Raw genomic sequence first — 25881 nt, 5'->3', positions numbered from 1 at the left:
CAGGACTTACCCACGAAGCAAAAGTCTCAATCCAAAAAGCAGATTTAATCGTCGGGTACACAAAATACATCGAACTTATACAAGCCGACTTTCCAGAAAAAAATTATTTTTCAACCGGAATGATGAAAGAAGCAGACCGTTGCGAGCACGCCCTAAAAATCGCAGGCGACGGAAAAACCGTTACTTTGGTCTGTTCGGGAGACAGTGGCGTTTACGGAATGGCAAGCCTCGTGCTGGAAATTTCAGCAAAAAATCCTCTTTACAACGACGTAGAAATCGAAATTATTCCAGGTGTTACGGCAGCTTTAAGCGGAAGTGCGATTTTGGGTTCTCCGCTCACTAACGATTTTGTCGTTTTGAGCCTCAGCAATTTGCTCACCCCGCAAGAATTAATCGAAAAACGGCTCCGCGCCGCGGCGGCAGGTGATTTTTCAATGGCAATTTACAATCCGCGGAGCAAAAACCGCCCGGACGTTTTAAAAAACGCTTGCAAAATCTTACTCGAAACGCTTCCCAAAAACACAATCTGCGGTTGGGTGCGAAACATTGGCCGAGAGGGCGAGGATTACGGAATTTGCACGCTGAACGAACTTTCAAACGTTGAAATCGACATGTTCTGCACGGTTTTTATAGGAAATTCCGCAACGCAGCTTATAGAACAAAACGGTCGGAAGTGGATTGTAACACGGCGCGGATACAAAAAGGTCGATGCATGAAAATTCTGATTTTTGCAGGAACAACAGAAGGCCGAGAATTTGCAAAAAAAGCCAGCGAAAGCGGTTTTGAAGTTACAATTTCGGTGGCGACAAAATATGGCAGTGAAATTCTGGCAGAAACGCTCGGAACGAATACTCAAAAAATCAAAGTTCTGGAAAACCGGCTGAATCAAAAAGAAATTGAAAATCTTGCAAGGAATTTTGATGCGATTGTAGACGCAACTCATCCGTTTGCAGTGGAAATTACAAAAAATATAAAAACGGCTTGCGAGCATTTAAATGTGCCGTATTTTAGACTTTTACGGGATTGCGCAAATGCAGACCCAGCAATAACGTATTTTGACTCTTTGGATTCGGTTTGTAAGCATATTTTAAATGATGGTGCGCAAAGGGAAAACCCGGCAGAAAATGCTTACAAAAAGATTTTTATTTCCACAGGCAGTAAAGAACTGGAATGTTTTACGAAAATCCCTGATTACAAAAATCGTTGTTACGTGCGCGTTCTTCCAAATATCGACTCGATTCAAAAATGTTTGGACGCAGGTTTTTTGCAAAGCCATATTTTTGCGATGCAGGGGCCGTTTTCAAAAAAGATGAACGACGTTTTTTTTGAAGAAACTCAGGCTGAAATTCTAATAACCAAAGAAAGCGGAAAAAACGGCGGTTTTGATGAAAAAATTCTAGCCGCAAAAGAACGGGGAATGCAGATTTTTTGCGTAAAACGTCCCTCAGAAAAAGGAAAGTTTATTTTCAGCGATTACGATTCGCTGATTTCTTCGATAAATTCAAAAGCATAAAACAAAAAAAGGTGGTACCCATGAATTCTAATGCTGCGCCTCACGCATATCTGGTTGGAATCGGGGCAGGGCAAGTTACAAGCCTTACAGCTGAGGCAAAAAAAATAATTGAAAGCGCGACGCTCGTTTGCGGAGCTAAAAGAATTCTTGAATCGGTAAAAAATATCGTTCACGGAAATACTTTTGACTCTTACGATTCCGAAGAAATTTTAAAAAAATTCGAAGAAGAAGAATCTTCAAAAAAGAATGCACTTCCAGTGGCAATTTTTAGCGGTGACACGGGATTTTTTAGCGGTTGTTCAAAACTAACGCGTCTTCTCGAAGAAAAGAAGTGGGCCGTCCACGTGATTCCGGGAATCAGCAGCGTGCAATATTTTGCTTCAAGGCTCAAAAAAAATTGGCAGGACTGGAAACTTGCCTCGGCACATGGCACGGACTGCAATATTGGTGTTGAGCTTACATTCTCAAAGTCAGTTTTTTTTCTGACCGGCGGAAAGATTTCCGCAAAAACGATTGTGCGTTTTGTAAATCAGAATGAAATTCCTGCAAAAATTTTTGTCGGTTCGGATTTAGGCTATCAGACTGAAAAAATCACAGAGTTTTCAACTTTAGACGAATCTGGAAAAAATCAGATTTGCGACTGGCTGGATTCCAGCGAGGAAGAGAAACTTTCCGTTGTGCTCGTTGAGCAGACAGATTTTGCAGAAAAAAGCTGTCTCAACATAAAAGACGAGGATTTTTTACGGGTAGAAAAAGTTCCCATGACAAAAAGGCTTGTTCGTTCCGCAATAATCGCTTTGCTCGGTGCAAAAAATGACGAAACAATATGGGACGTTGGCTGTGGAAGCGGGGCAGTGAGCATCGAGTTAAGCCGCAGTGCAAAATGCACCGTGTACGGAGTTGAGCACAACAAGGCGGCGTATGAATTAGAAAAACAAAACCGAAGGAAATTCGCCGTCTGGAATTTGAACCTTGTTTTTGGGGAGGCGAGTGAATCCGTAAAAAATCTTCCGGCTCCTGATGCGGTTTTTATTGGCGGCAGCGAAGGCAAACTCGACAAAATAATCGATGAGGTTATTTTAAAAAATCCCCGTGCAAGGATTCTAATTTCTTCCGTGACGCTCGAAACACTTTCTTTAAGTCAGGAAATAGCCACAAAAAAAAATCTGCAGATTGAAGTGAGCCAACTTGCAGTCGCAAAATCGGCACTGCTCGGAACTCACCATCTTTTGCGCGCCGAAAATCCAATCTGCTTAATTTTGCTCACCCCAGGCAAAAACATTTAGCGGTTTGCCATTGAATCCTGTACGATGTGAATCCTTGACTCAACTTCGTAACCAGGAACTTCACAATTCAGAAGTTCAATAGCGCGTTTTACCTCGCCATTAGAACTTGAAATTCCGTACAAGATAATTTTTTTATTCTCAACTTCTGCCCGGAATGAATTAATATTAATCGAATATGTAAAAACAAGCATATTTACGATTGACTGTCCTAAAAGCAAATCGTTCAGCTGTTCTTTCGCTTTCTTCTGTCGCTCTTCCGTAGAATAAGCTTGCGTATAGCCAATAATCGAATCAACGATTGGCCCTACATCAGAATCGCCAGAATTATAAATTCCCTGAAAAAAGAAAGGAGTGTGCAACTTAAAACCAAAAAAATTCATGTGGAATCCTATCTGATGCCGGTCTTCCTTGCAAACCTTTTTTGTCGCAGCTTTTTCGCTCAAAGCAAATTTTTTCATAACGCGGTCAATTCGAAGTTTTTTTGGTTCAAGGATTCTGAAAGAAACACAATTCGCAATATCCTGCAAGATTATAAAACTCCCGCGACCTACAATCACACAGTTATCTTTATCCGCTGCGGAAAGTACTGCCGTTTTTAGGTAGTACAAATATTCATCACGATATTTTGAAAGATTTGAAAAAAAACTTAGATTCTTACCGTCGAATTTATCAAGTTTTTTAAGGGGGAATCCCAAATCAAGTATTTTTTGACGAATATACTCATGGTCAATAAGTTTATAGCCTAATTTTTTTGCCAAAGCCGCACAAATTTCATCGCCTTTGGAGCCAAATTGTCTGGAAATCGTGATAATTGCCATTTTTACACTCCTTAAAATTAACTCAATTTATATACTTTAAAGAATTGCTCAACATGAGCATTTATCATTCTTTTATATTCTTCGATTTTTTCTTCTTGCGCTTCACGTCTGCAACTATCAATCAACATATCAATAGGAGCAAGAAATTGCAGAGCCATAAGCGTAAAATCCATTTTTTTTAGGATTTTATCTTCACAAAGCCGTTTAAAAGTTTCCTTAAAAGGATTTATTAACCGCAAGCAAAATTCCTTGTCAATATTAAGGGCAATTGCATCTGTCCTATATTGCTCAACTTTCATGAGCATTGCAGATTTATTCATAAAATCATCATTAAGGGTATAATCAACAAGCTTATTAACGGTTTCTTGTACATAAAAAAGAATTTTATCAAAATTAGATTCAAAAGTTTTCTGAGTATTATAATAAGAATTTTTTATGACTTCGGACTCAATTTCAAGCCGCTTTTTGTACCTTGCCTCAAGTTCACCAATAATTGAATCAATGATTTCCTGTTTATTCTTAAAATGCTTATAAAGTGATGGGGCACGAATTCCGACAGCATTTGCAATCTGCTCAACAGTCGTCGCTTTTATGCCATTTTTCGAAAACAAATCTAAGGAGGCATTCAGGATTTTTTGTTTGGTGGAAACAAGATTATCATTCATATTTTATTCAGCTTGCACAATTTTAGGCTAATAAACATTAGCTGTCAATAGCACAACCTGAATTAAAATCAACCAAAAAAATTATCGCATTGAAGGAGCGTAAAACTTGCAACCTTTTTTTTCCAGAATCTTTTACGCGGCACAAAGCCTTGTAAGCCTGCTTATAAAGGATATCTGTATATCCTACAATCGAATACGCCATTCCAACACTAATAGAAACAGGTTTTATAGAATCTTTTATAACCTCAATAGTCTTGTTCACAAAATTTACTTTTGAAATAATTGAACCAGAAGAACTAACCTTAAAATTCGTAAGAAGTATTGCAAATTCATCACCGCCAATTCTTGCAATATAATCTTCCTGTCTAAAAGTACATTTTAAAACTTTCGCGACTTCCTGCAAAACAGTATCGCCTCCAGAATGACCGTATTTTTCGTTTATCTGCTTAAAATCATCCAAATCAATCAAGAGTAGGGCGATGGACTCACTTTTTTTTGAACTCTCATCACAAATCTTATCAAACGCACGACGATTCAAAATTCCGGTAAGCGAATCGTATTCGGATTTTGCATGTGATGGATTCTCAGATAGCTTTTTTGTATCATAAATCGCATTGTAAGACTGAGCGATGCTCTTAAACTCCGTCGCACCGATTAATTTTAACTTTTCATCCCGTTTTATTGAATTCTGAAATTTTTTAAGCGGAATCAAGACAAAAAAGCCAAGAACCACAAAAATCAATATGTTTACAATCAAAAGAGAAAAGAACAACAATCTGAGACGAGAAATATTTTTTCCAAGTTTTGTAGAATTTTCGCCAAGCTCATCTTGCACCTGCTGCTGAATGCTTTCGATTGTAAGATTGCAATTTTCGTTTATTCGGGTTTTATAAATCAAATATCCGTTGCCAAAAAGATTTTCGATTGCGGCATCGTGTATTTTCTCGCGGTCCAAACTTGCATCATGCGGTCGTAATTTTATTTTCGAAAAGTATGCTTTTATGTCATCAGGAACAGATTCTTCACCAAGATACACTGCGCAAAGCTTCATTGCATACAATTCCATGCGTTCAAGACTCGACGCCTGTGACATTGCAATCTGGAGACGCTGATAGGCAAAATCTTTCTCAGAACAAACAGCCTGCATCTTTTTCATGGCGCGTTCCTGAGACTTTCCGAGATTGATTTCTTCCAAATATTTTCTTGCATACGAAAAATCATGGGAAATCACGAACAAACGAGCGAGCTCCGTAAGATTGTTCGAACTTTCTTTTATAGTTTTAGAACACTGCTCACAAACTATAAATTTGCTTATTGACTTTTGAACGTCCTTGAACCTGCCTGTAACACTGTTAGAAATCATCAGCACAAAACAGAACATTAAAGCCGTTATAAGTGTCAGTGAAACATTAAGAAAATTTATGTTCATCCCCTTTATAGATTCATTTTTCCCAGTCTGAACAGCTTTCTCATCAATAAAATCAAAATTGTTAGATTCAGTCGTGTTTTTCGCCATTATTTTTTCCTAAACCAAGGATTTTTTTATACAAATCCGGAAACTGAGATGAAGAGTCTTTTATCATCTCGTCACAAGCCGCTTGCCAAACAGTTTTATCAGAAACTTCCGTAAAAACCGTTCCGATTTTTTTTAACTCATTGAATGCCGACCTTTCAGTTTCATCTATAATTTTTCTGCAATAATCAGAAGCATACTTACCAGCAATCTTTAAGATTTGCTGCTGCTCCTCAGAAAGAGAATCCCAGACCGACGAATTGATTACGACTTGAACAGCACCGAGCGTATGTCCGTCCATAATCATGTATTTCGCAACTTCATAAAAATGATTTGAAAGATAATTTGTTATCGGCTGATCAGCAACTTCAGTTTCGCCACGCAACATTGCAGAATACAAATCCGAAAAAGTAACTTCAACAGGATTTGCTTTTAACGAATAAACCAAGTCCTGCATAATCTTTGCATTTGAAACACGAACATTCTTATTTTCAATGTCGGAAAGTGAATTAATGGGAACCGTCGAAAAAAAGTGCCTAAATCCTTCTTCACCATAAAACAAGCCTTTTACGCCAAGACCTTTTTGATACGGCTCCTCCAAGATTTCATCGGCGAGCGGGGAGTCCGCAAACTCCCAAAAGTGCTCTTCGGTCAAAAAGGTGTACGGAATCGTCAAAAGCCGTGATTTTTCGCCACCATACGAAGCCAAACTTGCAGAAACTCGCGCAAGCTGAATCGAAGACTCAGGTTTTACGATAAGACTCATAACTTGCTTTTCATCGCCAAGAATTCCTGCACAGTGGAGATCAATTTTTATTCTTCCGGAAGAAAGTTCCTCGACCTTTCTTTTAAAGGCAAGGTCCATCAGACCAACAACACTGTCGGCTGGATTACCTTCTGCCATTACAAGCACAATGGACTTTTCATTAGAAGCGTTTTTAGAAGTGCAAGAAGAAAAAGAAAAGAGCACTAAAAAAGTTGAAAAGAAAGCAAATAATTTCTTGAGCATAACATCCTCATTACACAAAAGTATGAATTCCAATCTTTTTCATACATAATATCATGTAAATCATAGTTGTTCAAAGGTCAAAAGGTAAGTTCGTAACGAATAAAACTCTGCGTTTTGCGTAGTGGTAGACAGAACGTACATTATCAGAAGTTATATATCAAATTAAAAACGGCTCAGAAAGCATGAATAACTGCTATTGAACCGTTTTTTTTACACAAAAACTATTTTCGGTTAGTTGTTGAAGTCTTTTTTGAAGGCTGAGTTGAAACTGTAGTTCCGTAATTCTTTGCTGAATTAGCAACGTCAGTCTGGAGCTTTTTATATGCAGTCTCTGCATTAGCTACATCAGCTTCATACTGGAGAATGTCATCCCAGAACCATTTTGGAAGAAGAATAATTTTTCTTTCAGCTGAATTCTGGCTATCGTATTCAACGCTTACATACTCGCTTTCAGTCTTTGTAATTACGATTGCAGGATCTTTTGAATTGATAAGCAAGCCTGGGAAGTCAATGTCAGGCATTTTCAAATTTGAATAAGAAGCCTTTAAAGAAGCCAATTCCTTTTTCTGAGCCTCATTAGCTTTTTTCAAATCTGCAATTTCTTTTTTCTGAGCATCGCTCTGCTTCTGCAAAGTTGCGTTCTGCTTTTTAAGATTGCTAACCTCATTTGTCTGTTTCTTTAAATCAGCAAGCTCTTTCTGAGAAGCGGCATTTTGCTTTTTTGCAGTGTCTGCCTGCTGCTTCAAACTTGCAATTTCTTTGCTTTGATCTGTATTCTTTTTGAGAAGCGCATCTTTTTCTTTTTTAGCAGCAGCCAATTCTTTCTGTGACGCAGCATTCTGGTTCTGAAGATTTGAATTTGCTGATTTTAATGCAGCATTTTCCTGCTCAGCCTTATTCTTATCATCTGTAAGCTGAACGATCTGGAACTTAAGTTTTTCGTTGTTGTCTGTAAGAAGAGTTATTTCTTTCTTCTGAGACTCGCCCACCTCTTTTAAGGCTGCAAGTTCATTTGTAAGAGCTTCCTTTTCTTGCTCAAGGATTGCTTTTTCCTGTTTTAAGTTTTCAAGTTCTTGGTTCAAGCCATCATTCTGCTCTTGAAGTTCAGCAAGTTGCTTAGAAGAAGCACATGAAGCTAAAACAAAGGTGCAGCAAGCCAATAAAAACACAGTTTTTAAGCTTTTCATTTTTATCCCCTCAAAATTATGTCTACAATACTGTAGCATTATCAATTATAAAGAAAAATTTTGATTTTTCTAGTATTTTTTTCGTATGCAAAATACACTTTCTTAAAGGAAAAACAAAAATCTTTTTATATCTTTATTTTCTCCAATCACTTGTATAAAAAATCATACAATCTAGGAAAAATTCTCGCGCTTACCTGCCAAAATGACAGGTTTTGCAGGAACTCGGAATCAAAACTTTTTAGTTCCTAGACCAACTTTTCAAGCTGTTCGCGGATAAACTCGCTCTTTTCTTTTAAGCCGATTTTTCCGGTCGAAAGTTTTATCACATTCGGCTTTGCAGCATCCAAATTCACTCTTCCAGAGCTTTCTTTGATTAGCCTCAAAAGTTTTTCGATAGAAATATCCGAAACCCGCGCAAATTCCACGGTAACAACACCACTTCTCTCTTTGAGCGTGCTGATTGCAAGTTTTTTTGCAATGATTCTTATCTCTGCAAGACTCAAAAGACTATAAACCTCGTCTGGAATAGGACCAAAACGGTCTTCAAGCTCCGTGTAAACCCGCTCAAGCTCGTCTTTTGTTTGAACGGAAGCTAACTTTTTTGTAAATTTCCATTTTTGTCTGGAGAGTCGGAACATAAGAATCCGGGATAAAGCCAGAATATTCAAGCTCCATAAGAACTTCGTTCTGCTCCTGATAATTCTCTTTTGTAAGTCGCTCAACAGCTTCGTTAAGGAGTTTTACGTACAAATCAAATCCCACAGAATAAACGTCGCCGCTCTGGTCTCGTCCAAGAAGATTTCCGGCACCACGAATTTCCATGTCCTTCATGGCGATTTTAAATCCACTTCCAAGCTCCGTAAAATCGCTTATGACTTGAAGACGCTTCATGGCAACTTCGGAAAGTACTTTGTTTTCCGGGTACAAAAGATAGGCATACGCTTTTTTGTCGCTTCGGCCAACTCGTCCGCGGAGCTGGTAAAGCTGGCTTACACCGTACATGTCGGCTCGGTCAATAATAATCGTATTCACGTTCGGAATATCGATTCCGTTTTCGATAATCGTCGTGGCAACCAAAACGTGGAATCCGCCCATTTTAAATCGTCTAAAAATGTCGTCAAGTTCGTCTACGCTCATCTGACCGTGGGCAAAGTCAATCATCATCTCAGGAACAATTTTTTCGAGCTTTCGGCAAGTTTCTTGCAAAGTTTCCACGCGGTTATGCAAATAAAAAACCTGGCCGCCCCGCTCCACTTCACGCCTGATTGCCTGTGCCACGCGTTCGTCAGTGTATTCGTCAACAATCGTCTCAATCGGCTTCCTTGTCTGCGGCGGCGTGGTCAAAAGACTCATGTCGCGGATTTTCAAAAGACTCATGTGCAGCGTTCGCGGAATCGGAGTCGCGCTCATCGCAAGGGAATCAATGTTGGCTTTGAGGGTTTTTAGTTTTTCTTTGTCTTTTACGCCGAATCGCTGTTCCTCGTCAATAATCATCAAACCCAAATCACGGAACTTTACGTCTTTTTGAATTATTCGGTGGGTGCCCACGAGAATGTCAATCTCGCCCTTTTCAAGCTTTGCGAGGATTTTTTTCTGTTCGGTTGGCGTTATGAACCGGCTAAGCTGCGCAATCGTCACAGGAAAGTTCGCAAATCGCTCAACGCAGGTTTCATAATGCTGCTCCGCAAGAATCGTGGTCGGAGCAAGAAATGCGACCTGTTTTCCGCCCATAACAGCCTTAAATGCGGCCCGCATGGCAACCTCGGTTTTTCCGTAACCAACATCGCCGCAAACGAGTCTGTCCATCGGAACAGGCTTTTCCATGTCCTTTTTGATTTCAAGCGTAACATTGTATTGGTCAGGCGTATCCTCGTAAGGAAAAGCCGCCTCGAACGCAGTCTGCCATTCGCTGTCCTTCGGAAACGGGAATCCTCGGCTCGCTTTTCGCCGGCTGTAAAGAGCGATAAGTTTTTCAGCCAAATCCTCAACCGCTTTTTTAACTTTATTTTTGCGATTCTCCCAGTTTTTGCTTCCAATAGTGTCGATTCGCGGGTTATTTCCTTCATTTCCAATGTAACGCTGAACGAGGTTAACCTGCTCAAGCGGAACGAAAGCGAATTCCTCGTCGGCATATTCAAGTTTGATGTAATCTCGCTCAAGCCCCATCGTTTTTACGCGCTGAATTCCACGGAAAATTCCAATTCCATAATTTGCGTGAACAACGTAATCGCCCGGATTAAGTTCGACAAATGTGTCGATTGCCTCACTTTTTGCGTGGTGAATGCTTTTTGGAACGTGTTTTCGTCTGCCAAAAATCTCGTTTTCCTGAATTACGAGAACTTTGCTCTCAGGAATTCCGAATCCGCCCGAAATCGCCATCGGGTAAATCGTAAGCGGAAAGCACGGAAGTCCTTTTTTTGAATTTTCTTTGATTTTTTCATTAAAACTTTCTGATTTTTCGGTAAATTCCTTTAGAATCTCGTTGATTCGAAGAGCCTGATTCGTGTTGTCGGCATAAATATAAATTTTCCAGCCGTCGCCCTGAAAATTTTCAATTTGCTCTTTTAAGTAATTGATGTTTCCAAAAAAACTTCTCGACGGCTCACAGTCAATTTTGATTTTTTCAACCTGAGTGTTCTCGCCATCATTTTCAAATTGCTCCGAGCTTCCGTCCGTATGCAGTGTTCTAAAAAGAATCGAGCGAGCATGGATTTTTAACACTTCATCAAATGGAATAAGCATTTTTGACGGAGAAAAAACAGGGAATTCCAAACGAGCCTTTCGATACATTCCTGCATACTCACGGTTAAAATTTTCCTGCGCGTTTTTGAGTCGGTCAAAACCAAAATAAAAAACCGTCGTCTCTTCCGGTAAATAATCCAAAACGGAATATTTTTTGTCCCAAATAACAGGATAAAAAAATTCCTCGCCCTCGCTCTCGCCTTTTGTGCGCAAATCATCGAGCAATTTTGCTTTAGCCTTTATCGCCTGCTCAGTCAGTTGCAATTCAACTTGATTCGAATTTTTTGAAAGAAGCGTATCTTCATTTTCAAGCTCGTTGAATTTTTCTTCAAGCGTGTTTATGAGTTCTTCATCCCAAATAACTTCCTTCATTGGATAAATGAGCAGATTTTCTTTTACGTTGGTCGTGGATTGAGTTTCTGGATCAAATGATTTTATCTGCCCGATTTCATCAAAATCAAAATTCACGCGAGTCGGCAAAGAATCTTCTGGCGTAAAAATATCGAGAACTTCGCCGCGGAGCGTAAATTCGCCAGGCACGCCGACTTTTGGAACGCGGATGTACCCCAAATACGAAAGCGTTTCAGAAAGTTCCGAAGGATCAATCTGCTGCCCTTTTTTGAGCGTAAAAATCACAGAGCGCATATACTCTGGAGATGGAACTGGAGTTTGAAGTGAACGTTGATTTATGATGAAAATTCTAGGCTTAGTCTGCGCCGTCAAAACTCTTTCGCGCACCGCCATTTTTGCAAGCACGCCCGCACGTTGACCAAACACCGCCGATGAAGGCGACGCAGCTCTGTACGGCACAATTCCCCACCACGGAAAAATCGAAATTTCAACATTATCATCAAAAGCCGTCGTAAAATCGTCTTTTATCTCATTCGCTTCCTTTTCGGAAGAAACAACAATCGCTGTGTCCATCGACATCGCACTCGACGGCAAGCCATCTTTTTGCTGAGATTGAGAATACCGGCCAGTCGCGTTATATTGAAGGTCTGAAAGAATTTTATTTCTGATTTCTTCTATATAATTTGCCGTAAAAAAAACTTGTAGAAGCTCCGTGCAGTCCTTCAATTTCAACTGGAAAAGTTTTTTTACCCTCAGAATTAGAAGCCAAAAGTTCTTTCGCTATAGATTTAAATTCTGTCCAAGAATCCGTTATTGGATTTAAATAATTTGAAGATAATGATTTCATGAGAATCGTCCGATACTAAAATATAAAAAAGTGCACTTACATGTGCGCAGGAGAAAGCATTGAAACGTACTTTACTAGCAATTATATCAACTTTTGCATTGTTTGCACAGTTTGCAACTGCACAGACATCAACTCAGGATTTTTCAAAGGCTTCAGTCGTTATCAAATTTTCTGACAGAACAATGTATAACACTGCAAGTGCAGCAGATAATCCTGTAAACGTAAACGTTTCCATTGTAAATAATGGAACGGAGACTCTAAGATTCAAACTTGCCGATGACCGAATGTTCAGCGTTGATTTTGAAGCTTACACATTAAAAAACACTGCACTCGCTCAAACAAAAGATTTGATTAAAAAACGCTCTACAAACCAGACTGTTTATTTTAGAGAAATTGCAATTGAACCTGGTGAATCATACTCATTCATCGAAAACGTAAAAAATTACATTTCTTTCGATGAGCCATCTGTTTACTATTTTGAGGCAGTTTTCTACCCAGAATTGTATAAATCACGCAAACTCGAACTTACGTCAAACAGACTTAGCATCGATATTCGTCCGGCTCCATCAGCAGCATCTTCTACATCAATTCCTGTAGAAGCAAAAACCGGCTCAATCTTAAAGCCAGAGTCTATCTCGCCAGACAAAGTTATTGAGCAGACAATCGTTGCACGACAGCGTTCACTCTGGGATCAATATTTTCTCTATATGGACTTGCAGGAAATGTTGATAAGAAATGCAGACACAGCCCGCAGATTCAGAAATGCTTCCGCAGACGAACGAAGACGAATGGTTGAAGCTTACAAAACAGATTTGATGCAGAACAGAATTGATCAGGACATCGTAGCTGTTCCAGAGACATTCGAAATTGAAAAAACTTCTTATTCTGCAACAAACGGCGAAGTAAAAGTTATTGAATGGTTCACATATCCAACATTCAAAGAAAAAAAGCGATTTACATACAAGGTTCGTCAGCGCGACGGAATTTGGCAGATTTATGACTATACTGTTGAGAATTTAGGAACAGAAAAATAAATAATGAAAGCTCTTCTGATAGCTGAAAATGAAGAAGTCATCGATGGAATCACAAATATTCTTACAAGCGAGGGATACGATGTTATTGTCTATCGATGGCTCTTAAAAGCATTGGATAACATTGAAGAAATTTCTCCGCACCTTATCGTAATTAGTGCAAAAGACTATCCTCGGCATTGGAAAACTTTAGTTCAATACACATCAACTATCTTCAAAAAACAGTTACCCGAAATCATCTTGTATGCAAATTTAGATTTTTCGGATGACGAAAAAAATAAAGCAAAAGCTCTTCACATTAGAGGCGTGTTTTACTCCACTTCTGAGGAAGGGCTTGAAGGCTTTAAGAAAATACTTGAAGCAAAACGTGATTCGGTAAACCAATCTTCCGAGCAAAATCCGCAGGAAAAAAATTCCCAAATTGACGAGGAAGACGGCATTACGACTGTAAATAAATTGCTTTCGATTCCTAAAAACGAAGATGAAGAAAGCGATTTACCAGATGAATTAAAAAAAGAAGAAGCCGCAATTAAAAAAGAATTAGACGAAAATGATTTTTTTGGAATTCACAATGCAAACAATATAAATACATCGAAAGAAGGTGCAATTATGGAAGCAACAGAAAACAAAACTGAGGAAAAACCTGCAATTCATTGCTCATTCGTATTCACGAACCCGATTACACTTGCAATGATTTCGGGAACCGCCAGAAATTACAACGGGGAAACGCTGGAATTTACACCAGATATTCCTTCACTCGTTGCGACACTCTCTCCAGGAACAAAAATCGACGTTGCTTCGTTAAAAACGGACGAAGATTTGTCGTCCGTAACTGCGGAAGTTATCGCAAAAGATAATGAAAAAATCATTCTTTCAATAAAAAAATAGGCAAATAAGCAAAAATGAGTACAGCCAAGTTCTTTTGTGAAAGTTGCGGGGCAGAAGTTCCTGCAAATTCTAAATTTTGCCGTCATTGCGGCAGATTTTTCTCTTCAGTGCGTTGTCCAGTTTGTGGTCTTACGGGTTCTAACGAAAAGTTCAAGAACGGTTGTCCAAACTGCGGTTACGCTATTCCTGGGAAAAACGGAAAAACTTATAAAGAAAAGAATCACATTTCGAGAGCAACCAAAAAAAATTTATTTCGGCAATTGATTCAAAATCAGGAAATGCGAACATTGACGACGGAGAATTGCCAAAACGATTTATACTAATAATCGTGTTTGCACTTCTAGGACTATGTTTTTTAGCTTATAAAAGCATTACAAAATAAAAAAAGCTCTGAAAAAAAATTCAGAGCTTTACCATCTCCTAGCAGAATTGAACTGCTGTTGTCGGGATGAAAACCCGATGTCCTAACCACTAGACGAAGGAGACATCTGTTTGACTTATGTCAATCAACGTTCAGTAATATAACATAAGTACAAAGATTAGTCAATAGAAAAATTATATTTTTTCTATAAAACTTGCTTTTTCCAAATAAGAAATAATCATTTCAACAATCATTTCTGGAGTTTTTGTCGCAGTATCAATTTTGAGGTCAGCAAATTCATATTCGCTGTTGTCAATTTGGTAAAGCTTCATATATCGGGCAGAATCCTCCCGGTCTCTCATAGCGGTAAAATCCTTTATCTGCTGCAAGTCGCCACCCTCGCGATTTAAGATTCTTTTCGCACGAGTATCATCACTGGCAATAAGATAAACTTTTAAATCCGCATCTTTAAGCATCCAAATTGCAAGACGGCTACCAAGAACGCAAGATTCTTTTTTTGCGAGTTCTACCTGATGAGTATCAACATAAACATCATACGAATCATCATTTTTTGCATTTTCAATAACCTCTGCAAGAGTAAGTCCCTTCTCTGCAGCAAGTTGTCTGAATGTATAATTTATAAGCTTGATTCCAAGTTTTTCTGCAAGCATTGTGCTAACGGTCGTATTTCCACAACCAGATTTTCCACTGATAGCTATTCTAAGTTCTCTGCCATTTTTAATTTTATAGTCCGGCATATAATCTCCAAAATTATGTTCAATAAATAATATAAGAATAAAACAAATATCATTCTTAATCCATATAGTCAGGAAGTTTGTCTGTTTTAGAACGCCCGACCAACGGATTCTTATTCCACATTTTTAGCTTGCTCCCGAATATTCTCCAGTGCATCCTTCGCATTAATGACCATCGCACCGACTTCGGTAAACTGATTTTTTGAACCGATTGTATTAATCTCTCGGTTCGTCTCCTGACAAATAAAATCAATTCGTTTGCCAGGAGTCGGATTTTCCAAAAATTCTTTTCGTAAATTTGAAAGGTGGCTGTGCAAGCGAACAATTTCCTCATTTATCGTATATTTTACGAGCATCGCGGCCACTTCCGCCATAATTCTGTTTTCATCAACATGGTCGCCCAAAAGCTCCGTAAATTTTGCCGTAATTTGTTCCTTAAACTTCTGCTCCATTTTCGGTTGCCATTCTTTAAAGAAAGCAGCACAACTATCAAGAGTATCAAGTTTTAAAAGCAAATCCTTTTTGAGATTCTCACCCTCTCGCTTTCTATCCGCAATAAATTGTTCAAACACTTCGTCAAAAACTGGCGCTATTTTTTCCCAATACAACTCAGCGTTATAATCATGCGTGATATTCAATACGCCTTCTTGATTTACGATGAGCGAAAGCGGAATTTCTTCAGTTTTTTTGCCAAGTTCCTTTGAAATTGACAAAATCGCATCATAATACATTTTTGCAGCAAGCGGATCTGGCGTAACATGCGCTGTAGAATTCATATCTTTTACGCGAATAGTCAAATCAACTTTGCCGCGCACAATTTTTTCAGCAACAATTTTTCTAAGTTTTAACTCAAGCGGATTTAAAAAAGACGGTAAGTTTATATTTAAATCAAGAAACCTATTGTTTACAGACTTTATCTCAACACTTATCTGTGTATTTTGTACGACTGTTTCCTTAAAGCCGTAACCTGTCATTGAATTCATAATTTTCTCCAACTACAAAAACTAATTATTCAGAAATATTTAAGACTATTTATAAAAACTCTAAAAGAACCACAAATTCAAGTTTTTAGAGATATTTTTATTATAGCACAGAATTTGCTATTCTGATATGAATCTTGAACACCAATCGAAATATTTCTACATTTTTTGTCTTTCCTCGCGCTGTTTTATAAGTGCAGCATTCACGAGCGCGATTTTTTTATACAAATCAAAAAAATCAATCGCCTCTTCGCCGGCAACGATATCTTCTGCCCTAACAATTCGCTTTTTAAAACGTGCGTTGATTTTTTTCATTTCTGCATGGTCTGTCATATCATCAAGATTTTTTTGGTATTCCGCATTAATTTCCGGCGTCCAACCAATAACGTCAGGTTTTGCAAGAGTCTGTAATTTTCTTATCGAAACGATTTCATAAATTTTCTTTCCAAAAAATTCTTCGAGAGCGTTTCGGAAAGGTCGGTCTTTTTGAAAAAGCAACTTTGCAGTCACAATATTTTTTTCGGAATCAACTTTAAAACCACACAGACTTTCTTTCTGCAAAAACGGCTCTGCAACAGGCGAATCAAAAAAATCAGCCGCAACACAACCGTTTTTGAATGTATATTCATAAATGCTGCCCCACAAAGCCGTACTCAACGACTCACGCCGCCTTTGATTCGTAACCGGGAAAATAAAGCATTTTGTTATTCTGATTGAATTTATGAGATTTTCGTTCATCTTTGCGATAAATTCATTTTCAGAAATCGGGTCAAAAAGAACTGTAGAAGCCACTTCCGCATCGGATTGAATGCCCAAAGAAAGTGTCGTTCCAAATTCAAGACGAGGAACAGGATTGAAACCGGCCGTATAAATCACAGGAAGTCCCGATTTTAAGAAAGCCCTGTTGAATATCTCAATTTGACTAAGATGTGAAAAGAATTCTCCGCCGTCTTTCTTTGAGAACATAAAAATCACGCGATACATAACAGGAATATTGAATTCCGGACGGATTTGAGAAAATTTATTTTCTTTTTCAACAAGAACATCTTTCTTGTTGTCGATGTTCACGCAAGTCTTGTTATTGCAAACACCGCATTTGTGGTCACAATCCGGCATACATTTTTTTGTAAGACGCTCTTGCTCGTTCAAATCCCATTCTTTTTTATAGAATGCCTTTGCAGGTCCAAGAGAAATGCAATCCCACGGCAAGCTCTCATTTTTGTCACGCTCGTGAAGAATATCATTTTTTACGTCAAAATCGGCCTCGCTAAAAGCTTCGTCCCAATAACGCAAATTTTCGCGAAGATGATTGTCCCAAGCGTCAAGACGACAGCCCTTCTTGTAAGCAGCGAGAATTATTTTTCCAGCCCTTTTGTCGCCACGTGAAATCAAGCCTTCAAGATAACTTGTAGAAACATCATGAGTGCTTACACGGAATTTTCCGCGCGGAAGATGCTCGCGAATATATGAAAGCTTTTTGTTCGATTCTTCTGGCGAAATTTGACGAACCCACTGGTAAGCCGTATGAGGTTTCGGAATGAACGTTCCAACATTCACATTGCACTGAATGTTCGTTTTTTGTTGAAGATCAAGCATAAAATCAACGATTGCCTGTTCCTCCGTTTTTTCATCGGTTTCAGGAAAAGGAAGTCCGACCATAAAATAGAATTTTGCTTTGTTCCACCCCGATTTTTTTGCATCAAGAATTATATCAACGAGATGCTGAGCGTAAACTTCTTTGTTCAGACGAAGCTGCCAAGCCTCATCTGGAGTTTCAACCGCAAAAGTAAGCCCGCTCTTTCGAACCTCTGAAAGCTTTTCAAGCAAAGGAAGCGAAAAACTGTTAACTTTTAAAGAAGGAAGCTGAAAAGAAACATTTTGGGTTTTATATTTTCTGTTTAAATCATCAAGAAGATTTTCGATGTCTGGATAATCAGCCGAAGAAAGCGACGTTAGCGAAATTTCACGGTACCCAGCAACATTAACGAGTTTGTCAACTTCGTCAAAAATGAGTTGTTTGGTTTTTGCACGCTGAGGCCGGTAATACACGCCAGCATGACAAAAACGGCAACCGTTCGGGCAACCGCGCATAATCTCCACAACCCCGTGATCTTGCACAGGCTTGATATTTGGCAGCGGGAAATAAGATTCAACCGAGGGAACCGTACCGAATTCGGACCAAACAGCCCTAAAAGCTTTGTCATGACCACAAGTTTCGCGAGACATATTTTCAGTCCAAACATGACTGTCAGAAGCAAGTTCATGAATTATTTCTGCACGGCTGGCTCCATTTTTTTTCATTTTGGAAAGTTTTTCGATAAGTTCAAACATGCCGCCTTCTGCTTCACCAATAAAAACAGCGTCAAAAAAATCTGCAAATGGAGCTGGATTCGTGGCACCGCAGCCGCCAGCAATAACAATCGGGTCTGAATCAGAACGGTCGCGTTTTAGGAGCGGAATTTTTCCCAATTCCAAAATTGAAAGTGCGCCAGTGATTCCGAGTTCATAACCAATCGAAAAGCCAATCATATCAAGCTGATTTAAAGGCATTCCTGTCTCAAGCGTATATAGCGGAGCCGAAAATTTTTCAAGAAGATTTTCAAAGTCCTTTTCAACGGCAAAAACACGCTCACAACGAACTGAATCAATTTTATTTAGCCCGTTGTAAATAATTTTTATCGCCTGATTCGACATGCCAATTTCATACAAATCTGGAAAAGCAATACAGAAATTAAACAAAGCATCATTTTCTTCATGATGTTTTACGATTGCCCCAAATTCTCCACCAATATACGCAGACGGATTTTGAACAGAACAAAGTTCAGAACCAAAAAGTTTTATAGGATTTATCAAATTCACTTTTCTCACCAAAAAAACTAAAAATCGTATTTACGGCTTCTGACACTCATTACAAGTCCAACAGAAATCATCGCCGTCCACAAAGACGAACCACCGTAAGAAAGGAACATCAGCGGAATACCTGTTATCGGCATAACTCCCATAACCATTCCGATATTCTCTACAAAATGAAAGAAAAACATTGCAAGAAGGCCAGAAGCAATCAAAGTTCCAAATTCATTCGTAGAATTTCGAATAATATAAACGATTCTCAAAAAGAATACCAAATAAATCATAAAAATCAGCAGGCTTCCAAAAAAGCCTAATTCTTCGCTAAGAATGCTGAATATAAAGTCAGTGTGCTGCTCTGGAAGATAACCGTGCTGACTCTGAGGGCCAAGACCAACGCCCCAGCCACTCGAACCGCCGTTTCCAATAGCCCGAAGGGAATTAAGAATATTCCAACCATGACGAGTCGGATCTGAATACGGGTTAATAAAGATAATCAGACGCATAATCTGATATTCTTTTAGGAATTTTCCGGCACCATACGAACTTACGAGCGACGCACAAATAATTCCAGAAAAATACGCAATCCAATAAAAATATCTGCTGTCACTAAAAAGCCAATAACTTACAATTGAAAATACGCACAAAAAGCCTGTAAGACCTATCAAAAGAAGTCTCAGTTTTAGGTTCGTAAGAAGATGAACAAGCTGAACGCTCGTGTTACTAATTTTTACTTCCCAAATCGGAAGAACGGTAAACAAACCTGTAAAAGCGACGAACAACAAAAGCATAAAAATATATCTTTTGTGGATTCCGCCCATATACATCATAAAAATCAGAATCGGAAAGAAAACAAGCGAAGTTCCCAAGTCAGGTTGCAACATAATCAGCCCAACAGGAATTAGCGCAATTCCACAAGCAATCAAAAAACGTATGAGAGGATTTTCGTTTCGCGAGTTCGTAAGATACCAAGCCAGAAAAATCGTAAAAATGATTTTCGAAAATTCGGAAGGCTGAACTCCAAGACCATGAAAGCCAATCCAGCTTTTTGCACCTTTAATTGAAACACCGAACAAACGGGTAAAAATCAAAACGAGACAAGTAAGAACAAAAAGATGCTTTGCCCATTTAAAAAGCTTTCGGTAATCAAAAAAAGCAAACAGCAACATTAACACAAATCCAATAGAAGCCCAAACAATCTGCTTTGTATAAATATCACCGATTTTCCGAGGATTACTAAGCCCAGCAGAATAAATAAAAACAATACCAAAGACAGAAAGAGAAACTACGCACAGCAAAAGCAATATATCGATAAACTGAAATACTTTTATTTTCATCCGTACCTCTCCTATTCCTGCCTATACTGAACGCCATTTCCAAAGGTCGCCATTTTTTCGCGGACCGTAGGCAATGAAGCCACAGCTTCTTCGTAAGTTTGGTTAGCAAAAATTCCCTGAAAAATAATATTCGAAGCAAAAGGTGCCCACCACTGCCATTCGTTTACGGCCTCGACCAAAACAACGACAACGACTTGCTCTTCAACAGGAGCATCAAATGGAGCATAACATGCCATCCATGAATGCCAGTGATTCTGATTCTTCGGTCCGTTTACTTCGGCAGTACCTGTTTTACCCGCGATTTTTACAACTTTGTTCCGCAAAGGATACTCAGGAGTTCCGTCCGTAATAACATACCGCAAATCATTCTGAATCTCTTTCCAAACGGATTGAGCAATGTTCGATTCATGCAGAATCTGTGGCTTATAGCTTGAAATCAACTTATTATCAGAAGAATCGCGAATTTCTTTTAAAAGATGCGGACGATAAATTTTTCCGCCATTCGCAACCATTGCCATCATATTGGCAACATGGAGCGGCGTTACAAGCGTATATCCCTGACCGATAGACATGTTGAGAGTGTCGCCTCCAAGCCATTTTTCATGCAAGCGACGTTCCTTCCACTGCGGAGTCGGAACAGTTCCAGCAGACTGAGAAGGCAAATCAACTTCAAGACTCTCACCAAAACCAAATTCCTTTGCGTAAGAAGCAATTTTTTCAACACCAAGAGCGTCTCGACCAACGGTCCAATAATAAACGTCACAAGACTGGGCAAGTGCCTCCCTCATATCAAGATAGCCATGTCCCCAACTCTGGTGACAGTGAAAATCATGATTTCCGTAATTCATAAGACCCGTACAACTGATTTTCTCGTAAGGCGAATAAGACCGCTCCGAAAGAAGTGCTGTAGACATAATCGTCTTAAAAGTTGATGCCGGCGGATAAATCGCATTTACAACACGATTAAGCATAGGCTCGTTTTTTGCACTTTCAAGCTTTTTATACTCAGTGTACGCATCATCACTGTTAAAAATATTCTGGTCGTAAAACGGATAAGAAACCATCGCAAGGATTTCGCCGTTCGACGGTCTAAGAACAACGGCTGCACCAACTCGCTCTCCAAGCGCCTTTTCTGCGAGGTCTTGTATCCTCTTGTCAATCGTAAGAATGATATTGTTTCCCATCTTTGGAAACTCAATATGCGGCGTATCCGAAATAATTCGTCCCCTGGCATCTACAGTGCGACTTTCAGAGCCTTCAATTCCTTGAAGTTCAGAGTCATACTGCTTTTCAATCCCCATTTTTCCTACAATAGAACGTTTTGTATAACCACCCTTGTTAAAGAGCATTTTGAATTCTTCATTGTTAATATCGCCTACATAACCAATGACATGCGACATTGAACCTGTAACAAGATAATTTCTGCGAGGCTTTGACCTCCAAGAAACACCTGGCAGGTCGTTCAAATTTTCAGCAATATTCGAAACAACTTCGAACGGAACATTGATTTTTACTTCGTATGAACTAAAATCATTTGCACGAACTTTCGAATCTGAAGGCAATTTTTTTACAATATCTTTCTTTTTTACACCAAGAAAAGCGGCAAGTTTTGCCACAACGGTGTCAAATTGCACTGAAGGAATTTGACCAGGAACAACGTCAACCGCAAAAGAGTCAGCATTTTCAACCATTCGCAAAGTTCCGCTACGATCATAAATTTCACCACGCTGCGCAGGAATTGTTTTTGTCTGGCTAGAAATGATATGAACCTCGTTACGCCATTTATTGTTGTCCCGAATCTGCAAATTATAAAGACGGACAAGAAAAAGAATAAAAACGACTATTACAAGCAGCCCTAAAACCAATGAGCGACTATTTTGTGAAATCGAATTATCTGAATAATCTTTGCTGTAATACATTAAGAAACCTTCTCTGGGTCAAGGAAAATTAAATTTTTAAAAATACCAAGGAATTTAAATAGAAAAGGACAAAGAAGAGTATTCATTATCAATTCCGCCCCAAACGTCGAAAGATATGCCCTATTCAACGACAGGGAGATAGGAAAGAAAAAAGAAATTATAAACAGCGTAACGATTTTTAACACTGTCGAACAAAACGCAAGAAATGCGGGCAAGAAGAATCCGTTTATGTTAATTGTCTTATTAAAAAGTCCGCTTACATATCCAAGAACAGTTCTCATAAGACAGTGCAAGCCAACTGGAGATGCGCTCAGGAAATCCATAATCAAGCCTGATGCAAAACCTGTTGAAATTCCAAAAAGTCTCCCATTATTTACAGAAAAATAAACCACACACAAAAGAAGAAAATCAGGTACCGCCGGCAAAAAAATTATATTCGACAACACTGCTGATTGAAACAATGCAAAACAAACGAGAATCAAGACTGAAACAAGTATATTTTTTATCATTTAAGATTTATTCTCCAAATCTCTTATCATTAACTTCTTTCATATCCGTAACGATTACGGTTTCAAGCCTAGAAAAATCAATAATAGGCACAAGCTCAATAACCAAATCAGAATCGTATGGCAAATCTTCCATTTTAGAAATCGTTCCAATAGGAATATCCTTCATATAATTCTCATTTTCGCCAGAAGTAACGACAACATCACCGATTGCAAAATCCGCAACGGCTTTCTTTTTGATATACGTCAGCGAAAGTCCGCTTTCCTCGTTACCAAGCCCATTTACAAGTCCCAGATCACGAGTATTTTGAATTCTTGAAGAAATTGAACTCTTTATATCATAAATAGGCATGATTCGGCTTGTAAACGGCGATACAGAAACAATCTTGCCGACAAGTCCAACAGAACCATGTTGAATAGCAACAACTGGCATATTTTTCTTTATTCCGTTTTTGAGTCCCTTGTTTATCGTAAAATATGAATAAAGATTATCAACGTTTCGACCAATTATCTGAGCCGGATAATTTTTCTGCTCGATTGCATATGAAAAATCTAATTGTTCTTTCAGACGCTCATTTTCCTTACGGATTTCGGCATTGCTTCTCTGCAAGAACTCATAGTTTCTCATTTTTTCTGCTAACTCTTTATTTTCCTCTTTTAAACGAGCGAGTTCATGAACCGCATTAAAAGTAGTCTCTACTTTGTGCTTTACAGAATAAACTCCGCGCTGCATCGTCGAAAGAATCGAAAATCCGACTTTCTCAAAGTTAAGAACGAAGCCCCCGGAGTTAAACGCAAGCATGACTCCAGAAACAAAAATGAGGATAATAAAAACAAGTTCAGGAAGATGTATTTTCGGTGGATTTTTTAAACGTTTCATTTGTAATCAAATAAACTCACCGCAGCCTTAGTCATTCAAATTATCATAAACAGATCTGTCTGCAGACATATCTTTGAACAATTCAAATGCCTGACCAGCACCAAGCGCAACGCATTCCAACGGTCGTTCAACAAGGATTACAGGTACACCAGTTTCCTTAGAAATCAATTTAGGAAGTCCCTTAAGCATACTTCCACCACCAGACATTACAATACCGCGCTCAACAATATCTGCAGCCAATTCAGGAGGTGTATCCCCCAAAACCTGCTTTATAAGCTCAACAATTTTGTTTACAGTGTCCTTCAAAGCCTCACGAACCTCAACACTGTCAATTTCGAGACGGCGTGGCAAACCTGTAATCGCATCAGTTCCGCGAACTTCCATTTTTTCGATTGACTTATCTTTGTCCTGAAGGGCATTTCCAATCTGAATCTTAAGTTTCTCAGCAGTTTGAGAACCGATCTTCAAGTTATGAACCGACTGAACATATTTTACAATCGCCTCATCAAATTTATCGCCACCAATTCGGATTGCATTCGTAACAACCATACCACCGAGGGAAATTACACTTACTTCTGAAGTACCACCACCAATATCACAAATCATGTGACCAGCAGGCTCATTGATTGGAATTTGCGCACCAATGGCAGCAGCAAGCGACTCTTCAATAACATCAACCTCTTTTGCGCCCGCCTTCAAAGCAGCTTCAATTACCGCACGACGCTCAACCTGCGTAATACAAGTCGGAATACCAATCTTCATACGAGTAGATTTAAAAAGCTGATGTTTAGAAATTACCTTAGAGATGAAATATTTTATCATTTTCTCGGTACTGTCGATATCCGCAATAACACCATCAGCAAGAGGTCTAATCGCAACGATATTTCCAGGTGTCTTAAACAACATTCGCTTAGCTTCAGCACCAACAGCAACTACATGCTTAGTGCCTTTTTCAACAGCAACAACAGAAGGCTCATCAACAACGATTTTTCCCTTTTTTCTGTCATAAATTAAAGTATTACATGTACCGAGGTCAATTCCAATATCAGTGGAAAAACTATCAAAAAGTGCCATAAAATATCTCCCTATTGTTTGTAATCAGCCAATTTTTTTTGAGCTTCTATATGATTATATTCAATTCTTAATGACTTTCGCCATTCTGCACGAGCTTTTGCTATATCGCCTTGTTTTTCGTATATAACACCAAGCTCATAATAAGCGTCGGCAAAATTTTCATTTTTTTCAATGACTTTAAGCAATTCATTTTCAGCTTCTGTATAATTTTCTTTATTTATGTAAATTTTACCAAGCAGGTAATGAGTTTTCAATATGATTTTTTCATCTTTACAGTTTTTTGAGATTCTGTACAGATATTGCTCTGCGGCAGAATACTGATTTGAAGCCATATATTGCTCAGCAATAGAAAGAAGCAAGATATCGGTTTCTCTAATGTTCAAAGCCTCTGTAAAAGCAGAAATACTCTCATTTGTCATGCCCAAAGCAGAATAACTCAAACCAAGAATTTCTGGAAGTTCAACGGCGGTATATCCCTTGCTTTTTGCCAATAAAAGATATTTTACCGCTAAATCTGAATAATAATTTGAAGAAGAAAGCACATCTTTATAAAAATAAGCCTTCCCAAGCATAAATTCCAATTGGGGAACAACTTTCTCTGATGATTGAAGAATAGCCAAACGAAGGCTGTTTATAGCCTCATTAAAAAGAAATTGTGCCTGCTCTGTATCATTTTCTGAAATCGCCAAAAAATACGACGCGTAACCATGATACATCAAGGCTGTCGGATCAAAAGGAGTTTTATAGAGAATTTGCGCACTTATCTCATAAGACATCTGATAGTCAAAATTGTTCCACTTGTTTCTCAAATTAAAGTATGAAGCACCGTTGTAAATTCTCGTTATCACAAAATGATATGAAAGATACGAAACAACAGAAATAACAACTAAAACTATAAGAATGAAGAAAAAACGTTTTACATAGCGTAATCGATTTTTTACATAAGTACCATTACTCATCTATAGAGCTTCTCCCACAGGCTCTTTTATAAAAAAAAGGGAAAATATAAGCCGGGTTCTGTACATTGCTTTCGCAAACGAATAACCATCTATCCGAATCATTCATCGCTGAATGACTTTAGCAATTTACCCGCAGAAAAACAGTCGGAATCTTATTTCTGCTACTTAATTTTGCTCCAAATGAGGTTTACCATGCCAAAAACATTACTGTTTTTGCGGTAGGCTCTTACCCTGCCTTTTCACCCTTACCTTTTCAGGCGGTTTATTTTCTGTGGCACTTTCTGTCAATAAAAAAAATATTGCCCGGTCATTACCCGGCATTTTTTCCGATGGAGCCCGGACTTTCCTCACGCCAAATGATTATCATCAGTCATTTGGCGCACGGTTATTTTCCCAAAAATCAACTAATTTTT

21 protein-coding genes, 1 tRNA gene, 1 other RNA gene and 1 pseudogene are annotated in these 25881 nt (G+C 38.6%); 6 read left to right on the top strand and 18 right to left on the bottom strand.

Annotated features, from left to right (window positions below; genetic code table 11):
* The 3 genes from cobJ to cbiE all read left to right on the top strand — a co-directional run.
* The coding region (cobJ, locus tag JI65_RS07855; protein ID WP_191014889.1) for a precorrin-3B C(17)-methyltransferase at positions 1–716 on the top strand (716 nt) is incomplete at its 5' end.
* Positions 713–1513 (top strand): precorrin-6A reductase, encoded by an 801-nt coding sequence (gene cobK / locus JI65_RS07850; protein WP_191014886.1) that lies wholly within the window; start codon positions 713–715, stop codon positions 1511–1513. The genes cobJ and cobK, both read left to right, overlap by 4 nt.
* A 20-nt stretch (positions 1514–1533) precedes the next feature.
* A complete protein-coding gene (gene cbiE / locus JI65_RS07845) occupies positions 1534–2799 on the top strand; it encodes a precorrin-6y C5,15-methyltransferase (decarboxylating) subunit CbiE (RefSeq protein WP_191014884.1) in 1266 nt (421 codons plus the stop codon).
* Here cbiE and JI65_RS07840 read toward each other — a convergent pair.
* The 7 genes and pseudogenes from JI65_RS07840 to JI65_RS07810 all read right to left on the bottom strand — a co-directional run bounded on the left by JI65_RS07840 (position 2796) and on the right by JI65_RS07810 (position 11931).
* Positions 2796–3617, bottom strand: a complete 822-nt coding sequence (locus tag JI65_RS07840; protein WP_191014881.1) for a cytidylate kinase-like family protein — start codon at positions 3615–3617, stop codon at positions 2796–2798. The two genes, cbiE and JI65_RS07840, sit on opposite strands and share 4 nt — an antisense overlap.
* 17 nt (positions 3618–3634) lie before the next feature.
* The gene (locus JI65_RS07835) at positions 3635–4282 is read right to left on the bottom strand and encodes a TetR/AcrR family transcriptional regulator (protein WP_191014878.1); all 648 of its coding nucleotides are present in this window, start codon (positions 4280–4282) and stop codon (positions 3635–3637) included.
* Positions 4283–4319: 37 nt separating this feature from the next.
* Complete coding sequence (locus JI65_RS07830) at positions 4320–5798, bottom strand: GGDEF domain-containing protein (RefSeq protein WP_191014876.1); 1479 nt, start codon at positions 5796–5798, stop codon at positions 4320–4322.
* Positions 5779–6804: a TRAP transporter substrate-binding protein gene (locus JI65_RS07825; RefSeq protein WP_191014873.1), complete on the bottom strand. Its 1026-nt coding sequence runs from the start codon at positions 6802–6804 to the stop codon at positions 5779–5781. Before JI65_RS07825 ends, JI65_RS07830 begins: the two co-directional genes overlap by 20 nt.
* Before the next feature lie 221 nt (positions 6805–7025).
* A complete protein-coding gene (locus JI65_RS07820) occupies positions 7026–7991 on the bottom strand; it encodes a hypothetical protein (RefSeq protein ID WP_191014871.1) in 966 nt (321 codons plus the stop codon).
* 245 nt (positions 7992–8236) lie between these two features.
* Positions 8237–11663 (bottom strand): annotated as a pseudogene (gene mfd / locus JI65_RS07815) (transcription-repair coupling factor).
* A gap of 79 nt (positions 11664–11742) precedes the next feature.
* Entirely contained in the window at positions 11743–11931 is a 189-nt protein-coding gene (locus tag JI65_RS07810) for a hypothetical protein (protein WP_191014868.1), read from the bottom strand.
* 59 nt (positions 11932–11990) lie between these two features.
* On the opposite strand from JI65_RS07810, the gene JI65_RS07805 reads away from it, so the two are divergent.
* Genes JI65_RS07805 through JI65_RS07795 form a run of 3 tightly spaced genes read left to right on the top strand, consistent with a single transcriptional unit; the run spans position 11991 to position 14173 of the window.
* Complete coding sequence (locus JI65_RS07805) at positions 11991–12965, top strand: ABC transporter substrate-binding protein (protein WP_191014865.1); 975 nt, start codon at positions 11991–11993, stop codon at positions 12963–12965.
* A 3-nt stretch (positions 12966–12968) separates the two neighbouring features.
* Positions 12969–13850 carry a response regulator transcription factor gene (locus tag JI65_RS07800; protein ID WP_191014863.1) on the top strand — a complete coding sequence of 294 codons (882 nt, stop codon included), beginning with the start codon at positions 12969–12971 and terminating at the stop codon, positions 13848–13850.
* A 14-nt stretch (positions 13851–13864) separates the two neighbouring features.
* A complete protein-coding gene (locus tag JI65_RS07795; RefSeq protein ID WP_191014861.1) occupies positions 13865–14173 on the top strand; it encodes a zinc ribbon domain-containing protein in 309 nt (102 codons plus the stop codon).
* A gap of 91 nt (positions 14174–14264) precedes the next feature.
* Here the strand turns inward: JI65_RS07795 and JI65_RS07790 are convergent.
* From JI65_RS07790 to rnpB, 11 genes are all read right to left on the bottom strand, one after another.
* Positions 14265–14336 (bottom strand) — tRNA-Glu (locus tag JI65_RS07790).
* A 69-nt stretch (positions 14337–14405) separates the two neighbouring features.
* The gene (cmk, locus tag JI65_RS07785) at positions 14406–14969 is read right to left on the bottom strand and encodes a (d)CMP kinase (protein ID WP_191014858.1); all 564 of its coding nucleotides are present in this window, start codon (positions 14967–14969) and stop codon (positions 14406–14408) included.
* Positions 14970–15079: 110 nt separating this feature from the next.
* Positions 15080–15949: a YicC/YloC family endoribonuclease gene (locus tag JI65_RS07780; RefSeq protein WP_191014855.1), complete on the bottom strand. Its 870-nt coding sequence runs from the start codon at positions 15947–15949 to the stop codon at positions 15080–15082.
* Positions 15950–16105: 156 nt separating this feature from the next.
* Complete coding sequence (locus JI65_RS07775) at positions 16106–18805, bottom strand: TIGR03960 family B12-binding radical SAM protein (protein WP_242457195.1); 2700 nt, start codon at positions 18803–18805, stop codon at positions 16106–16108.
* A 17-nt stretch (positions 18806–18822) separates the two neighbouring features.
* Positions 18823–20130: a rod shape-determining protein RodA gene (gene rodA / locus JI65_RS07770; protein ID WP_191014850.1), complete on the bottom strand. Its 1308-nt coding sequence runs from the start codon at positions 20128–20130 to the stop codon at positions 18823–18825.
* An 11-nt stretch (positions 20131–20141) separates the two neighbouring features.
* The gene (mrdA, locus tag JI65_RS07765; protein ID WP_191014848.1) at positions 20142–22049 is read right to left on the bottom strand and encodes a penicillin-binding protein 2; all 1908 of its coding nucleotides are present in this window, start codon (positions 22047–22049) and stop codon (positions 20142–20144) included.
* On the bottom strand, positions 22049–22558 hold the full coding sequence (mreD, locus tag JI65_RS07760) for a rod shape-determining protein MreD (protein WP_191014846.1): 510 nt from the start codon (positions 22556–22558) through the stop codon (positions 22049–22051). The genes mrdA and mreD overlap by 1 nt, the downstream gene beginning before the upstream one ends.
* 7 nt (positions 22559–22565) lie before the next feature.
* Positions 22566–23435 (bottom strand): rod shape-determining protein MreC, encoded by an 870-nt coding sequence (mreC, locus tag JI65_RS07755; RefSeq protein WP_191014843.1) that lies wholly within the window; start codon positions 23433–23435, stop codon positions 22566–22568.
* Positions 23436–23462: 27 nt separating this feature from the next.
* Positions 23463–24509, bottom strand: coding sequence for a rod shape-determining protein (locus JI65_RS07750; protein WP_191014841.1), 1047 nt, complete (start codon positions 24507–24509; stop codon positions 23463–23465).
* A gap of 11 nt (positions 24510–24520) precedes the next feature.
* Positions 24521–25285 carry a tetratricopeptide repeat protein gene (locus tag JI65_RS07745; RefSeq protein WP_191014839.1) on the bottom strand — a complete coding sequence of 255 codons (765 nt, stop codon included), beginning with the start codon at positions 25283–25285 and terminating at the stop codon, positions 24521–24523.
* Positions 25286–25501: 216 nt separating this feature from the next.
* Positions 25502–25864: RNase P RNA component class A (rnpB, locus tag JI65_RS07740), an RNA gene on the bottom strand.
* Positions 25865–25881: the final 17 nt, after the last annotated feature.

This window comes from Treponema zioleckii (assembly GCF_014737315.1).
Taxonomy (GTDB): domain Bacteria; phylum Spirochaetota; class Spirochaetia; order Treponematales; family Treponemataceae; genus Treponema_D; species Treponema_D zioleckii.
Note: the sequence above shows the minus strand (reverse complement) of the source record. Positions and strands in the feature narration are given on the sequence as shown.

What these genes read in the sequence shown, in the direction of transcription:
- cobK (WP_191014886.1), top strand. Translation starts at nt 713, where the DNA reads ATGAAAATTCTGATTTTTGCAGGAACAACAGAAGGCCGAGAATTTGCA.
- cbiE (WP_191014884.1), top strand. Translation starts at nt 1,534, where the DNA reads ATGAATTCTAATGCTGCGCCTCACGCATATCTGGTTGGAATCGGGGCA.
- JI65_RS07840 (WP_191014881.1), bottom strand. Translation starts at nt 3,617, where the DNA reads ATGGCAATTATCACGATTTCCAGACAATTTGGCTCCAAAGGCGATGAA.
- JI65_RS07835 (WP_191014878.1), bottom strand. Translation starts at nt 4,282, where the DNA reads ATGAATGATAATCTTGTTTCCACCAAACAAAAAATCCTGAATGCCTCC.
- JI65_RS07830 (WP_191014876.1), bottom strand. Translation starts at nt 5,798, where the DNA reads ATGGCGAAAAACACGACTGAATCTAACAATTTTGATTTTATTGATGAG.
- JI65_RS07825 (WP_191014873.1), bottom strand. Translation starts at nt 6,804, where the DNA reads ATGCTCAAGAAATTATTTGCTTTCTTTTCAACTTTTTTAGTGCTCTTT.
- JI65_RS07820 (WP_191014871.1), bottom strand. Translation starts at nt 7,991, where the DNA reads ATGAAAAGCTTAAAAACTGTGTTTTTATTGGCTTGCTGCACCTTTGTT.
- JI65_RS07810 (WP_191014868.1), bottom strand. Translation starts at nt 11,931, where the DNA reads ATGAAATCATTATCTTCAAATTATTTAAATCCAATAACGGATTCTTGG.
- JI65_RS07800 (WP_191014863.1), top strand. Translation starts at nt 12,969, where the DNA reads ATGAAAGCTCTTCTGATAGCTGAAAATGAAGAAGTCATCGATGGAATC.
- JI65_RS07795 (WP_191014861.1), top strand. Translation starts at nt 13,865, where the DNA reads ATGAGTACAGCCAAGTTCTTTTGTGAAAGTTGCGGGGCAGAAGTTCCT.
- cmk (WP_191014858.1), bottom strand. Translation starts at nt 14,969, where the DNA reads ATGCCGGACTATAAAATTAAAAATGGCAGAGAACTTAGAATAGCTATC.
- JI65_RS07780 (WP_191014855.1), bottom strand. Translation starts at nt 15,949, where the DNA reads ATGAATTCAATGACAGGTTACGGCTTTAAGGAAACAGTCGTACAAAAT.
- rodA (WP_191014850.1), bottom strand. Translation starts at nt 20,130, where the DNA reads ATGAAAATAAAAGTATTTCAGTTTATCGATATATTGCTTTTGCTGTGC.
- mrdA (WP_191014848.1), bottom strand. Translation starts at nt 22,049, where the DNA reads ATGTATTACAGCAAAGATTATTCAGATAATTCGATTTCACAAAATAGT.
- mreD (WP_191014846.1), bottom strand. Translation starts at nt 22,558, where the DNA reads ATGATAAAAAATATACTTGTTTCAGTCTTGATTCTCGTTTGTTTTGCA.
- mreC (WP_191014843.1), bottom strand. Translation starts at nt 23,435, where the DNA reads ATGAAACGTTTAAAAAATCCACCGAAAATACATCTTCCTGAACTTGTT.
- JI65_RS07750 (WP_191014841.1), bottom strand. Translation starts at nt 24,509, where the DNA reads ATGGCACTTTTTGATAGTTTTTCCACTGATATTGGAATTGACCTCGGT.
- JI65_RS07745 (WP_191014839.1), bottom strand. Translation starts at nt 25,285, where the DNA reads ATGTCTTATGAGATAAGTGCGCAAATTCTCTATAAAACTCCTTTTGAT.